General features: G+C 66.0%; 10 protein-coding genes. 2 read left to right on the forward strand and 8 right to left on the reverse strand.

The window, feature by feature from the left end:
- Window positions 1–163 precede the first annotated feature (163 nt).
- On the forward strand, window positions 164–1,309 hold the full coding sequence (locus C1922_RS09415) for a two-component system response regulator (protein WP_108749507.1): 1,146 nt from the start codon (window positions 164–166) through the stop codon (window positions 1,307–1,309).
- Entirely contained in the window at window positions 1,306–3,474 is a 2,169-nt protein-coding gene (locus C1922_RS09420) for a response regulator (RefSeq protein WP_108749508.1), read from the forward strand. The genes C1922_RS09415 and C1922_RS09420 overlap by 4 nt, the downstream gene beginning before the upstream one ends.
- A 119-nt stretch (window positions 3,475–3,593) precedes the next feature.
- On the opposite strand, the gene C1922_RS09425 is transcribed toward C1922_RS09420, so the two are convergent.
- The 8 genes from C1922_RS09425 to acnA form a co-directional block, all read right to left on the reverse strand.
- Window positions 3,594–4,466 carry a crotonase/enoyl-CoA hydratase family protein gene (locus C1922_RS09425; protein WP_108749509.1) on the reverse strand — a complete coding sequence of 291 codons (873 nt, stop codon included), beginning with the start codon at window positions 4,464–4,466 and terminating at the stop codon, window positions 3,594–3,596.
- A 160-nt stretch (window positions 4,467–4,626) separates the two neighbouring features.
- The gene (locus C1922_RS09430) at window positions 4,627–6,303 is read right to left on the reverse strand and encodes a long-chain fatty acid--CoA ligase (protein WP_108749510.1); all 1,677 of its coding nucleotides are present in this window, start codon (window positions 6,301–6,303) and stop codon (window positions 4,627–4,629) included.
- A gap of 459 nt (window positions 6,304–6,762) precedes the next feature.
- On the reverse strand, window positions 6,763–8,445 hold the full coding sequence (gene betA, locus C1922_RS09435) for a choline dehydrogenase (RefSeq protein ID WP_108749511.1): 1,683 nt from the start codon (window positions 8,443–8,445) through the stop codon (window positions 6,763–6,765).
- 29 nt (window positions 8,446–8,474) lie between these two features.
- Window positions 8,475–9,947: a betaine-aldehyde dehydrogenase gene (gene betB / locus C1922_RS09440; RefSeq protein ID WP_108749512.1), complete on the reverse strand. Its 1,473-nt coding sequence runs from the start codon at window positions 9,945–9,947 to the stop codon at window positions 8,475–8,477.
- 36 nt (window positions 9,948–9,983) lie between these two features.
- A complete protein-coding gene (gene betI, locus C1922_RS09445; protein ID WP_108749513.1) occupies window positions 9,984–10,574 on the reverse strand; it encodes a transcriptional regulator BetI in 591 nt (196 codons plus the stop codon).
- Between the two features lie 241 nt (window positions 10,575–10,815).
- Window positions 10,816–11,448 carry an AAA family ATPase gene (locus C1922_RS09450; RefSeq protein ID WP_108749514.1) on the reverse strand — a complete coding sequence of 211 codons (633 nt, stop codon included), beginning with the start codon at window positions 11,446–11,448 and terminating at the stop codon, window positions 10,816–10,818.
- Window positions 11,448–11,822: a type II toxin-antitoxin system Phd/YefM family antitoxin gene (locus tag C1922_RS09455; RefSeq protein ID WP_108749515.1), complete on the reverse strand. Its 375-nt coding sequence runs from the start codon at window positions 11,820–11,822 to the stop codon at window positions 11,448–11,450. The genes C1922_RS09450 and C1922_RS09455 overlap by 1 nt, the downstream gene beginning before the upstream one ends.
- Before the next feature lie 177 nt (window positions 11,823–11,999).
- Window positions 12,000–14,753, reverse strand: a complete 2,754-nt coding sequence (acnA, locus tag C1922_RS09460) for an aconitate hydratase AcnA (protein WP_108749516.1) — start codon at window positions 14,751–14,753, stop codon at window positions 12,000–12,002.

Consider the following 14,753-nt stretch of genomic DNA (forward strand, 5'->3'; position numbering starts at 1 on the left):
ATGGGATGGCGCGATTGACGCTTTCCGCACACGGCGTATGGTGATTGCACCGCCTTGACATCCCCTGTGGCAAACAGGGGCTGGGGTGGAGGCAATGCGAAGGACCGGCTTCACATTGTGATGACGATCATGAACCGGCGACATCGTGACGGGAGTGGGGCCGATGCAGGGTGCCAGTGTGCACAGCGGCGGAGTATCCTCGCCGGCTGAGTTTCCAGCGTGGTCGAAAAGGAAGGCAGAGAGCGCGTTGAATATCGTCATTGTCGACGACCAGACTTCTGCACGGACGATGTTGCGGCATGTCATTGAAGACATCGCACCGGAACTGTCCGTGTACGACTTTGGCGATCCGCTTACGGCCCTGGCCTGGTGCGAAGCGCATCCGGTCGATCTGTTGCTGCTGGACTACCGCATGCCGGAAATGGACGGGCTGGAATTCGCCCGCCGCTTCCGCCGCCTGCCCAAGCACCGCGACATTCCGGTGATCCTGATCACCGTGGTGGGCGATGAACCGATCCGCCAGGCCGCGCTGGAAGCCGGGGTGATCGATTTCCTGGTCAAGCCGATCCGCCCGCGTGAACTGCGCGCGCGCTGCTACAACCTGCTGCAGCTGCGCCAGCAGAGCGAGAACGTGAAGCAACGCGCCTTGTCGCTGGAGCAGCGCCTGCTGGCCAGCATGCACGAGGTGGAAGAGCGCGAGCGCGAAACCCTTTCGCGACTGGCACGGGCGATCGAGTTCCGTGATGCCGGCACCAGTGCGTATCTGGAGCGCATGGCGCGTGTGGCCGGGCTGATTGCCGAGCAGCTGGGCCTGCCCGAAGACGAAGTGAAGCTGATCGAGATGGCAGCGCCCCTGCACGACATGGGCAAGATCGCCATTCCCGATGCGGTGCTGCTCAAGCAGGGCAAGCTGACCGATGACGAGCTGGCGATCATGCGCCGGCACCCGCGTATCGGCCACGAACTGCTGAGCGGCAGCCAGAACCGCTTCATCCAGGTCGGTGCGCTGATCGCGCTTCGCCACCACGAGCGTTACGACGGCAGTGGCTACCCCGACGGTCTGGTGGGCGACGCGATTCCGCTGGAGGCGCGCATCGTGGCCGTTGCCGATGTGTTCGACGCACTGATTTCGCCGCGTCCGTACAAAGAAGCGTGGACCTTCGAAGCGACCCTGGCCTATCTGTACGCCCAGCGCGGGCGCCTGTTCGACCCGCGCTGCGTGGATGCCCTGCTGCGTGGGCGCAACCAGCTGGAACAGATCTGCGCCGAGCATTCCACCGCCTCGGCGCGGCCGGGGATGGGCGCGTGAAACGGTTGCTGTCGCGGCTGCGCCAGCGCCTGTCGAACCGGCAGGACAGCGAGCATGGGCAGCAGATCGTCCGCATTGTGCTGATCAGCCTGATCCTGGGCTACGTGCTGCTGCCCAGCGTGCGTTTCGACCTGCCACACGACCAGTACGTGGGCGTGCTGGCCATCGTGCTGACCGGCTTGAGCCTGTCCCTGCTGGCATTCGGCTGGCTGCTGTGGCGGCCCGGCCGCTCCGACCCGCGCCGCGTGCTGGGCATGCTGGCCGACTATGGGTTGATCGCCGCCGGCATGATCCAGATGGGCGAGCCGCTGTCGTGGGTCTACATCGTGGTGATGTGGGTGACCGTCGGCAACGGCATGCGCTTTGGCAACACCTATCTTTACGTGGCCGTGGCGATGGCCATGGTCAGCTTCGGCGCCACTGCGCTGCTGACCCCGTACTGGCAGCAGAACCTGCGCTTGGCCATCGGCCTGTGGCTGGGCCTGGCGGCCGTACCGCTGTACTTCTCGACGCTGCTGCGTCAGTTGACCCATGCAATGGCCGAAGCGCGCCGGGCCAGTGAGGCCAAGAGCCGCTTCCTGGCCAACATGAGTCACGAATTCCGCACCCCACTCAATGGATTGAATGGCATGACCGAAGTGTTGGCGACCACGCGCCTGGATGAAGAACAGCGCGAGTGTCTGAATACCATCCAGGCCTCTTCCCGCAGCCTGCTGGCGCTGGTGGAGGAAGTACTGGACATCTCGGCCATCGAGGCCGGCAAGCTGCGCGTGGTGGCCGAGGATTTCGTGCTGTCCGACGTGATCCAGGCCATCGGCCTGATCCTGTTGCCGCAGGCCAAGGCCAAGCGGTTGGATTACCGGGTGAAGGTGGCCGCGACGGTGCCGCAGACCCTGCGCGGCGACGTGGGCCACCTGCGGCAGATCCTGCTGAACCTGGCCGGCAACGCGGTGAAGTTCACCGACCAGGGCCGGGTGGAAATCCGGGTGAACGTGGTGCACGCCGACACCCACGGTGCGGTGCGCCTGCGCTTTGACATCATCGATACCGGCATTGGCGTGCCGGTGGCCATGCGCCCACGCTTGTTCGAGGCCTTCGAGCAGGCCGATGTGAGCATGGCCCGTCGCCACGAAGGCACCGGCCTGGGCACCACCATCGCCAAGGGCCTGGTCGAGGCCATGGACGGGCAGATCGGCTACCTGGACAACCCCCCGCAGGGCAGCCACTTCTGGGTGGAACTGCCGTTCGCGCCGCCGCAACCGGTCGAGCCGGGCCTGGTACCCAGCGTGGCTGCGGGCGAGGACGTCGGCCCGGGTGGCAACGTGATCGCCTTTGCCGATCCGTTCCTGCGCCACCGTGCGCGCGTGCGCAGCATGCAGATCCTGGTGGCCGACGACCACGAAGCCAACCGCATGGTGCTGCAGCGCCTGCTGCAGAAAGCCGGCCACCGGGTGATGTGCGTGGACGGCGGCGAAGCGGTGCTGGATGCGCTGGCCGAGAGCGAGTTCGATGCGGCCATCGTCGACCTGCACATGCCCGGCATGAGTGGCCTGGACATGCTGAAGGAACTGCGGGTGATGCAGTCCGGCGGCGGTCCGCGCACGCCGGTGATGGTGCTCAGCGCCGATGTCACCCCCGAAGCGATCCAGCGCTGCACGCAGGCCGGCGCGCATGCCTTCCTGGCCAAACCGGTGGTGGCCGTGCGCCTGCTGGACACGCTGGCGGAGATCGCCAACAACGCGAACCTGAAAAATGCCGCGCCGCTGGTGGTGCGTGCGCCGGTACAGCTGGATGGCGTGCTCGATACCGGCGTGCTGGACGAACTGGCATCGCTGGGCATGGGCGATGGCTTCGAGCGTGAGTTCATCCGCCAGTGCCTGGAAGATGCCGAGGCCTGCCTGCGCAAGGCAGAGGCCGATGGCGAAGCCGGGCGCTGGGGCCAGTTCCGCGAGCAGTCGCATGCGATCAAGGGTGTGTCCGGTAACCTGGGGCTGGTGCGTGCGGCCAACCGTGCCGGTGAGCTGATGCGCATGGCCGACTGGCAGTTGAAGGCCGAATGGCAGGCGCGCCTGGCGGTGCTGCAGGGCGCGATCAAGGAAGGCCGGCAGGCGCTGGATGCACGCGCCGAACGCAAGGCCCGCGGAGCGGCCGACGACGCGCCGTAGAGTCGAGCTTGCTCGACTGCCGTCGATAGTCGAGCAAGCTCGACTCTACGTTTTGGGGGCCGCGCGAAAAAAAGCCCGGTGGCCAGCCGGGCTCCAAGCCAGCAGGGGGAGGGCTGGAATCAGGCCGCATCCATCGACGCACGACGCGTCTGTGCCTTGATCAATCGATCCATGGTGCGCAGCGAGCGGTCACCCAGTGCCAAGGCCGAATCCACCCAGACCTTGGTGATTTCCAGCAGCTCGTCGTAGCTCACGGCCTGGGCCAGGTTGCGTGCGGCGTTCATGGCCAGGTACGACTGCGGCAGGCGCTGCTGGTGACGGATCATCTCCTGCACGGCGACACGGCCTTCGCCCTTCTTCACCAGCACGTCCACCACCCCCAGCGCATGCATTTCCTCGGCACTGTAGATGCGGCCGTCCAGGATGATCTTCTCGGCCAGCTGCGGGGCCACGCGGCGGCACAGGAACGAGTACGCGCCCATGCCCGGGAACAGCCCGAACAGCACTTCCGGCAGGCCCATGCCGCTGCCTTCTTCGGCCACGATGGTGTGGCAGGCCAAGGCCATTTCCAGGCCGCCGCCCAGGGCATCACCCTGGATCAGGGCGATCGAGCGCACGTCGCCGCCAAAACCAGTGTGCAGGTGGTGCACGCCTTCCACGCAGCGTTGGGCATAGGTCAGCAGCAGGTCGCGGTTGCCTTCGCGGATCAGGCGGGTGAACAGGTCCAAGTCACCGCCCAGGTTGTAGGCGATGGCGTCGGAGGCCAGCACGAAGTGCCGCAACTGGCCGCTGTGGCGCTGGGCCGGGCCGCGGGTGATGGCGTTCATGTAGCTCCACATTTCGTCCAGCATGTCCTTGCGGCAGCACGGGCGGATACCCGTGGGCGCATCGGCATGCATGAACAGCCAGTGGGCAGCGCCGTCGTCGCTGTCTTCGGTACGGATGGTGGCAAACGGTGAACCGCTGGTCGGCAGTTTTTCGATGGTGCTCATGGAAGGGTCCTCGGCAGGCGGCCCGCGTGAAAACGTGGTGGCCGGCGGGCCGAACGGTCCACACACGACGCGATGCTACAACGGGTGCAGCTTTTCACATGCGAAAAGGCCCGGGGCGTTTCCGACCCGGGCCTGACGGCGTTGAAACCTGTGGAAACCCTTACGTGGCGGGCGTATCGCGCAGCTCGCGACGCAGGATCTTGCCCACGTTGGTCTTCGGCAGCTCTTTTCGGAATTCTACGATCCTGGGGTGCTTGTAGCCGGTCAGGTTGGCCCGGGCATGTTCCTTGACCATTTCGGCGGTCAGGTTCGGGTCCTTCTTCACGATCACGACCTTCACCACTTCGCCGGACTTTTCGTCCGGAACGCCCACCGCGGCCACTTCCAGCACGCCCGGCATCATCGCGATCACGTCTTCCACTTCGTTGGGGTACACGTTGAAGCCGGACACCAGGATCATGTCCTTCTTGCGGTCGACGATGTAGAAGAAGCCCTGCTCATCCATGCGCGCCATGTCGCCGGTGTGCAGCCAGCCGTCGGCGTCGATGGCCTGGCGGGTTTCGTCCGGGCGCTGCCAGTAGCCCTTCATCACCTGCGGGCCCTTGATGCACAGCTCGCCCACGTCGCCCAGCGGCAGGGTGTTGCCATTGTCGTCCTTGATGCAGGCATCGGTGGACGGAATCGGCAGGCCGATGGCGCCGTTGTATTCCTTCAGGTCCAGCGGGTTGATGCAGGCGGCCGGGGAGGTTTCGGTCAGGCCGTAGGCCTCCACCAGGGTCACCCCGGTCACCTTCTTCCAGCGCTCGGCCACCGCACGCTGCACGGCCATGCCGCCGCCCAGGGTGACCTTCAGCGAGGAGAAATCCACGGTGTCGAAGCCGGGGGTGTTCAGCAGGCCGTTGAACAGCGTGTTGACGCCGGTAATGGCGGTGAAGCGCACCGACTTGAGCTCCTTCACGAAGCCCTTCATGTCGCGCGGATTGGTGATCAGGTGGTTGCAGCCACCGAACTTCATGAAGACCAGGCCGTTCGCGGTCAATGCGAAGATGTGGTACAGCGGCAGGGCGGTGATGATCCACTCCTTGCCCGGCTCGATGCCCGATGCGCCGATCCAGGCCGAGGCCTGCTGCATGTTGGCGATCAGGTTGCGGTTGGTCAGCATGGCGCCCTTGGCCACGCCAGTGGTGCCGCCGGTGTACTGCAGGAACGCCACGTCATCGTGGTCGATCTCGACCTTGGGCAGGGTGTGGCGGCTGCCGAGCTTGAGCGCCTGCTTGAAGCGGATGGCGCCCTTCAGATGGTAGTTGGGCACCATCTTCTTGACGTACTTCAGCACGAAATTGACGATCGCACCCTTGGCGCCGAGCAGGTCGCCCAGGCCGGTGGTGATGACCTGCCTGACCTGGGTTTCGGCGATGACCTGCTGCACGGTGTCGCCGAAGTTGTCCACGACCACCAGCGCGGTGACACCGGCATCGACCAGCTGATGCTTCAGCTCGCGGGCGGTGTACAGCGGGTTGACGTTGACCACGGTGAGGCCGGCGCGCAGCACGCCGAAGGTCGCGATGGGGTACTGCAGGCAGTTGGGCATCATCAGGGCAACGCGGTCGCCCTTTTTCAGCTTCAGTTCGCCCAGCAGGTACGCCGCGAACTGCTCGACCAGGGCATCGGTTTCACCATAGGTGAGCACCTTGCCGAAACTGGAGTAGGCGGGGCGGTCGCAGAACTTCGCCACGGAGGCGTCGAAGACCGAAGCTACCGAATGGAACTCGTTGACGTCGATTTCGGCGGGAACGCCTTTCGGATAGCTCTGCAGCCAGGGACGATCCAGACTCATATTCCCCCTCCAGGAATCGTTGTGATGGGTGCGGCGCGGACAGTATCCGCCAGAACCGCTCGCAGCAGCATACCGTTCCGTAGGGAAAACGCGAAGAGGGCGTAGCGGTCAGCGCGGCCGGTTGTTGGTAGCTGCCGACCTTGGTCGGCAGTGCGGGTGGCGCGTGCCCACCAAGGTGGGCACCTACCGGGCGTGTGGACGCGCGCGTGGGGATATGCGGACCGGTTGTTGGTAGCTGCCGACCTTGGTCGGCAGTGCCGGTGGCGCGTGCCCACCAAGGTGGGCACCTACCGGGCGTGTGGACGCGAGCGTGGGGATATGCGGGCCGGTTGTTGGTAGCTGCCGACCTTGGTCGGCAGTGCGGGTGGCGCGTGCCCACCAAGGTGGGCACCTACCGGGCGTGTGGACGCGTGCGTGGGGATATGCGGGCCGGCCGGGCGTGTGGGCGTGGCATTCGCGTCAGCGTGGGCGGCGTACCGGGGCGCCGTTGGCCTGGTAATACGGGGCGGTGCTGCGGGCCAGCGCGGGGCGCCCGCGGATCACGTCGGCCAGCTTCTCGGCCATCATGATGGTCGGCGCGTTGAGGTTGCCGGTCACCACCTGCGGCATGATCGAGGCATCGACGATGCGCAGGCCGTCCAGCCCGTGCACGCGGCCCTGGCCATCGACCACCGCCATCGGATCGTCGGCGTGGCCCATCTTGTTGGTGCACGAGGGGTGGTAGGCGGTCTCGGCGTGCTCGCGCACGAAGCCATCGATCTGCGCATCGGTCTGCAGCTCGCGGCCCGGCGAAATCTCGCGGCCGCTGTAGGGGGCCAGCGCCGGCTGCGCGAAGATCTCGCGGGTGATGCGGATGGCGGCGCGGAACTCGCGCCAGTCCTGTTCGTGCGACATGTAGTTGAACAAGATGCTGGGATGTTCGCGCGGGTCCTTGGAGCGCACGTGGATGCGGCCGCGGCTGGGCGAACGCATCGACCCCACGTGCATCTGGAAGCTGTGCGCCTTGATCGGGTTGGAGCCGTTGTAATTGATGGCCACCGGCAGGAAGTGGTACTGCAGGTTCGGCCAGTCGAATTCGGCATCGCTGCGGATGAAGCCGCCGGCCTCGAACTGGTTGCTGGCGCCGATGCCGGTGCCCATGAACAACCACTCCGCGCCGATGGCCGGCTGGTTGTACAGCTTCAGTGCCGGCGCCAGCGATACCGGCTTCTTGCATTCGTACTGCAGGTACATTTCCAGGTGATCCTGCAGGTTGGCGCCGACGCCGGGCAGGTGGTGCACCAGGTCGATGTCCAGGCTGCGCAGCAGGTCGGCCGGGCCCACGCCCGAGCGCTGCAGGATCTGCGGCGAAGCAATGGCGCCGCCGCACAGCAGCACCTCGCGGCGGGCGGTGGCGCGCTGCGGCTGGTCGCTGTGCAGCCACTGCACGCCCACCGCACGCTTGCCCGAGAACAGGATGCGGTCGGTCAGGGCGTGGGTGACGATGGTCAGGTTCGGGCGTGGCTTTGCCAGGTCCAGATAGCCGCGCGCGGTGCTGGAACGGCGGCCCTTCGGTGTGACCGTGCGGTCCATCGGGCCGAAGCCTTCCTGCTGGTAGCCGTTCAGGTCGTCGGTGCGCGGGTAGCCGGCCTGCACGCCGGCCTCGATCATGGCGGCAAACAGCTCGTTGTTGCCGGCCTTGGGCGTGGTGACCTGCAGCGGGCCCTGGTCGCCGTGGTAGTCGTTGGCGCCGATGTCGCGGGTTTCGGCCTTGCGGAAGTAGGGCAGGCAGTCCAGGTAGGTCCAGTCTTCCAGACCCGGCATGCTGGCCCAGTTGTCATAGTCCATTGCGTTGCCGCGGATGTAGCACATGCCGTTGATCAGCGAGGAGCCGCCCAGGCCCTTGCCCCGGCCGCAGTCCATGCGCCGGTTGTTCATGAAGGGCTCCGGGTCGGTCTTGTACGCCCAGTTGTAGCGCTTGCCCTGCAGCGGGTAGGCCAGTGCGGCCGGCATCTGCGTGCGGAAGTCGAGACGGTAGTCGGGGCCGCCGGCTTCCAGCAGCAGAACGCGCACATCGGCGTCTTCGGTCAGGCGGGTGGCCAGCACGTTGCCGGCCGAACCGGCGCCGATGATGATGTAGTCGTACTCGTGGGTGGTGCTCATGGTTGTCTCCTGCGGTCGGGGCGCGCTGCTCAGAACACGCTGGCGAAGTCGCCCAGTTCCACCTGGACCGATTTGATGCGGGTGTAGTGGCCCAGCGTGGACAGGCCGTTCTCGCGGCCCACGCCGGATTCCTTGTAGCCGCCCACCGGCATTTCGGCGGGCGATTCGCCCCAGGTGTTGATCCAGCAGATGCCGGCCTGCAGGCGGTGGATGATGCGGTGGGCACGACTGATATCGCCGCTGACCACGCCGGCGGCCAGGCCGAACGGGGTGTCGTTGGCGCGCCGCACCGCTTCGTCTTCATCGTCGTAGGCCAGGATGCTCATCACCGGCCCGAAGATTTCCTCGCGCACGATCTTCATGTCGTCGCGGCAGTCGGAAAACACAGTGGGCTGCACGTACGCGCCCTCGGCCAGTGCGCCCTCGGTGGCGCGGCCGCCACCGGTCAGCAGGCGGGCGCCTTCGGCCTTGCCGCTGTCGATGTAGCGCAGCACGTTGTCCATGTGCGGGAAGCTGACCATCGGCCCGAAGTTGGTGTCCTGCGCGGTCGGGTCGCCCATGCGGATGCGCTGCACGCGCTGCACCACTGCCGCTTCGAAGGCTGCCAGCATGGCCCGCGGCACGAACACGCGGGTGCCGTTGGTGCAGACCTGACCGGAGCTGAAGAAGTTGGCCATGACTGCGATATCGGCGGCACGGTCCAGGTTGGCGTCCTCGCAGACCAGCAGCGGCGACTTGCCGCCCAGTTCCATGGTTACTTCCTTCAGTGACGAGGATGCAGCGGCCGCCATCACCTTCTTGCCGGTGGTCACGCCGCCGGTGAAGGAGATCTTCTCGATCACCGGGTGTTCGGTCAGCCAGTTGCCGATCTCCCCACCCGGGCCCTGCAGAACATTGAACACACCGTCGGGCACGCCGGCTTCGGTGTAGATCTCGGCCAGCTTCAGCGCGGTCAGCGGGGTCACTTCGGAGGGCTTGAACACCATCGCATTGCCCGCGGCCAATGCCGGGGCCGACTTCCACAGCGCGATCTGGATCGGGTAGTTCCAGGCGCCGATGCCGGCCACCACGCCCAGCGGTTCGCGGCGGGTGTAGAAGAAGCTCGATTCGCGCAACGGCAGCTGGATGCCTTCGATGGCCGTGGCCAGGCCGGCGTAATACTCCAGCACGTCGGCACCGGTGACGATGTCCACGGTGGTGGTTTCGGCCAAAGCCTTGCCGGTGTCCAGGGTTTCCAGGTGGGCAAGCTCGTCATTGCGTTCGCGCAGGATCTCGACCGCGCGGCGCAGGATGCGCGAGCGTTCCATGGCGGTCATCGCGGCCCACACCTGCTGGCCTTCGCTGGCGCTGCGTACGGCGCGGTCCACGTCGGCCTGGCTGGCAATCTGCACCTCGGCCAGCACCTGGCCGTTGGCCGGGTTCACGGTCTGGAAGGTCTTGCCGCTGGTGGCGTCGACCCGGTGGCCATGGATGTAGAGCTGTTGGATGGGCAGGGTGGGCATGGGGTACTCCTTGGAAGGGGCAGGGTCCTGCAGCGCTTATAGCGCGTTGGCCTGCAACTGGAAGTCGATGTAGGCGTAGGCGATGTGACGGGCGTTGTCGCCGTTGATCTGGCCGCCGACCAGGCTGCCGCGCAGCCACAGGCCGTCGATCAGCGCGGCCAGGCCGCGGGCGGCCTCGCGGGCGGGTTCGGCCGGCAGGCTGCGGCGGAACTGATAGGCCAGGTTGGAATACAGGCGCTGGTCGTTGATGCGCTGCAGTCGGGCCAGTTCTGGCTGGTGCATGCTCGCCGCCCAGAAGGTCAGCCAGACACGCATGGCCGGCCCGCTGGTCTGGCTGGGGTCGAAGTTGGCATCCACCAGCGCGCGCAGTTGTGAGCGCGGGTCTGCGGAGGCCTGCCCGCGGTGCTGGGCGAAGGCATTCTTGAGCTGGCTCAGGATCTGCCGCATGGCGGCGTTGAGCAGGCCGGCCTTGTCACCGAAGTAGTGGGCGACGATGCCGGTGGACAGGCCTGCCTTGCGCGCGATGGTGGCCACGGTGGCGTCTGCCAGGCCGATCTCGTGGATGACCTGGAAAGTGGCGTCGATCAGCTGTTGGCGGCGCAGGGGTTCGATGCCTTTCTTGGGCATGGGCCGGTGCCGTAGGGATAGGGGCGATCAGTATGCGGGTTCTTGATTGAACGTCCAATCAATAAAAAGTGAAGGCCGCGTCAGAGCGCGTCGGACGCCGGTTTCGTAGCGTCGAGCTTGCTCGACGAGCCTTTGGGATCGGGGTCAGAGCCCTTTCCTTTGGAAAGGGATCCGACCCCTGGCGGGGGCTTTGGTAGCGTCGAGCTTGCTCGACGATTGGAAAGGGATCCGACCCCTTGGGTCACAGGCGCAATGCGGCTTCCAGCAGGGGCGTGGCCGAGGCCGGGGTGGCGGCCAGCTGTGCCAGATCGTCCCGCTGCGGGAAATGCACCTGGCCATCTTCCATCTGCAGCAGCAGCCGGGGGTCGGGCACGGCCTCGCCGGGGGCGGCTTCGGCGCTGTTGTCGTAGACCTGCAGCTGGGCCAGCACCGGCATCAGCCGGATCAGGTTCTGCTGCGCCAGCGGCCAGCGGCGGCGGATATCAGCTTCGTTGATCGGGTGCCCGCCCGAGCGCACGCGGGCCTGCACCCGGGCAATGTGCTGTTCCGGGCTGGACAGGCCGCAGAACCACATCAGCACATCGTGGCTGTGGCTGGCTTCATGCAGCAGGGCGGCGATGGAATTGCCGCCCAGGGTGGTTTCAAAGGCATGGTTGCGGCGCCGGTCCAGCGCATCGCGGATGCGGTTGACGCCTTCCTGCCAGGCCTGGGCATTGGCCTCGGCCTGCGATAGCCCGGTGATGTCGCGCAGTTCGCGGGCGAAGGTGTCGGGGTTGAACCAGTTCAGCCCGGCCTCGCGCAGTACGTGGCCGCCCACCGAACTCTTGCCGGCGCCATTGACGCCGGCAAGAACGTACAGGAAAGGCCGGGCCATCAGTGGCCGGTGCCGGCCTTGACCTGCCCGCCAAGGCGGGCGGGGCGACGCAGCAGGTCACGTGCGCTGCTGCCGGCCTGTGCCTGCTGCAGCACGGTCAGGCGCTGGTCGAAGCCGGCGCGCAGTTCGGCCAGGCCCGGGGCCTGGTCGCGCAGTTCCTCAAGCGAGGCTTCCAGCGCCTCCACGCGTGCCTGCAGGGCGCGGTACTGCTCGATGGAGACGATGACCGCCTGCGGCTCGTTATGGTTGGTGACCACCACCATGCGCTGGTCGCGGACCTCCTGCATGACCTTGCGCCAGTGTTCCTTCACCGACGAGGCGGTGGTGTGGGTCAGCTCGTTGATCGGGTCGAAGCGGACGGGGAGGTGAAGCATGGCGAAGCTCCAGCGGGGGTATGGGCCCACCTTACGCCTGTTTCATGCGAATTGCATGAATCGGGAAAAATATGAAAATAATCCGAATTGCGGAAACGGCCGGATCGTTGTCGATCCGGCCGTTTCAGGTGCGTCAGTCGAGCATGGCTCGACTCTACCTACGCGAATGCATTCGCGTTATTTGCTTGCCAGCTGGCGCAGCACGTACTGCAGCAGGCCGCCGTGGCGGAAGTACTCGACCTCCTTCGGGGTCAGCAGCATCACCGACACTTCGAAGGTCTTCTGGGTGCCGTCGGCCTTGGTTGCGGTGACGGTGGCGCGCTTGCTGGCGCCGTCCTGCAGGCCGGTGATGTCGATCACTTCCGAGCCGTCCAGGCCCAGCGACTGTGCGTTCTCGCCGTTGCGGAACTGCAGCGGCAGCACGCCCATGCCCACCAGGTTGGAACGGTGGATGCGTTCGAAGCTTTCGGCAACCACCGCCTTCACCCCCAGCAGCAGGGTGCCCTTGGCCGCCCAGTCACGCGACGAGCCGGTGCCGTACTCCTTGCCGGCCAGCACCACCAGCGGCACCTTGTCGGCCTTGTACTTCATCGCTGCATCGTAGATGGCCAGCTTTTCCGGCTGGCCGCCAGCGGCGGGGTAGTACAGGGTGTTGCCACCTTCTTCGCCGCCGAACATCAGGTTCTTGATGCGGATGTTGGCGAAGGTGCCACGCACCATCACATCGTCGTTGCCGCGGCGGCTGCCGTAGCTGTTGAAGTCGGCCGGCTGTACGCCGCGTTCCTGCAGGAAGCGGCCGGCAGGCGAATCCTTCTTGATGTTGCCGGCCGGGGAGATGTGGTCGGTGGTGATCGAATCGCCGAACAGGCCCATCACGCGTGCACCGTGCACGTCGTCGATGCTGCCGGTCTGCATGGTCATGCCATCGAAGTAGGGCGGGTTCTTGATGTAGGTGGAGGCGTCGCTCCACTCGTACAGATTGCCGTCCGGCGAGGCGATGGTGTTCCAGCGGCTGTCGCCCTTGAAAACGTCGGCATAGTTCTGCTTGAACATATCCGGTCCCAGGGTGGCGGCGATGACATCGCCGATTTCCTTGTTGCTGGGCCAGATGTCGCGCAGGTACACCGGCTGGCCATCGCTGCCGGTGCCGAGCGGTTCGGTGGTCAGGTCGATGTCGGTGGTGCCAGCGATCGCGTAGGCCACCACCAGCGGCGGGCTGGCCAGGTAGTTCATCTTCACTTCGGGGTGCACGCGGCCTTCGAAGTTGCGGTTGCCCGACAGCACCGAGGTGACGGCCAGGTCGCCCGCGGCGATGCCGGCGCTCACTTCGGTCGGCAGCGGGCCGGAGTTGCCGATGCAGGTGGTGCAGCCGTAGCCGACCACGTAGAAGCCAATCTTCTCCAGCTCCTTCAGCACGCCGGCTTTTTCCAGGTAATCGGTCACCACGCGCGAGCCTGGGCCGAGCGAGGTCTTCACCCACGGCTGGCGGTTCAGGCCCTTGGCCGCCGCGTTGCGCGCCAGCAGGCCGGCACCGATCATCACCGCCGGGTTGGAGGTGTTGGTGCAGGAGGTGATGGCGGCGATGACCACCGCGCCATCCTTCAGCCGCAGCTTGCGGCCTTCGATCTCGATGTCGGCCTGGCCCTTGGCCAGTTGTTCGTTGCCGACCGCCGTGCCGCCCCCTTCATTGGTGAAGTTGGCGATGGCCGCGTCCTTGCGGTCGCGGTTGGCGGTCAGGCCGACCAGGGCTTCGCGGTAGTTCTTCTGCACGTCTTCCAGCAGCACGCGGTCCTGCGGGCGCTTGGGGCCGGCCAGCGACGGCTTCACCGTGCCCATGTCCAGTTCCAGCGTGGTGCTGTACTGCGCCGGCGCGCTGCCCGGTTCGTGCCACAGGCCCTGCGCCTTGGCATAGGCTTCGACCAGGTTGATCTGTTCTTCGCTGCGGCCGGACAGGCGCAGGTAGTTCAGCGATTCATGATCGATCGGGAAGATGCCGCAGGTGGCGCCGTATTCGGGGGCCATGTTGCCGATGGTGGCGCGGTCGGCCAGCGGCAGGTGCTGCAGGCCGTCACCGAAGAATTCGACGAACTTGCCGACCACGCCCAGCTTGCGCAGCATCTGGGTGACGGTCAGCACCAGGTCGGTGGCGGTAGCGCCCTCAGGCAGCTTGCCGGTCAGCTTGAAGCCGACCACCTGCGGAATCAGCATGGACGAGGGCTGGCCGAGCATGGCCGCCTCGGCTTCGATGCCGCCCACGCCCCAGCCCAGCACGCCGATGCCATTGATCATGGTGGTGTGGCTGTCGGTACCGAACACGGTATCGGGGTAGGCCACGTCCTTCCCGTCCTTCCGCGCGGTCATCACCACGCGGGCCAGGTTTTCCAGGTTCACTTGGTGGACGATGCCGGTGTTGGGCGGCACCACCTTGAAGTTGTCGAACGCCTTCTGGCCCCAGCGCAGGAAGCCGTAGCGTTCCTGGTTGCGCTGGAATTCGATCTTGCCGTTCAGGTCCAGCGCATCGGGCTTGCCGAACACATCCACCTGCACCGAGTGGTCGATCACCAGTTCGGAGGGAATCTGCGGGTTGATCTGTTCCGGCTTGCCGCCCAGCTTGACCACCGCGTCGCGCATGGCGGCCAGGTCGACCACGCAGGGCACGCCGGTGAAGTCCTGCAGCACCACGCGTGCGGGCATGAAGGCGATTTCGGTATCCGGCTCGGCGCTGGGTTGCCAACGGGCGACCGCTTCGATGTGTTCGGGGCCTACGGTGGCGCCACCATCCTCGTGCCGGAGCAGGTTCTCCAGCAGGATCTTCATCGAATAGGGAAGGTGGGAGATGTCGAAGCGCTGGCCCAGCTTGGGCAGGCTGTAGTAATCGTAGGCCTTGCCGCCAACATCGAGCTGGCTGCGGGTGGAGAACGAATCGCTCAT

The sequence above is a fragment of the Stenotrophomonas sp. ZAC14D2_NAIMI4_7 genome (assembly GCF_003086675.1).
In the GTDB taxonomy this organism is placed as follows: Bacteria; Pseudomonadota; Gammaproteobacteria; order Xanthomonadales; family Xanthomonadaceae; genus Stenotrophomonas.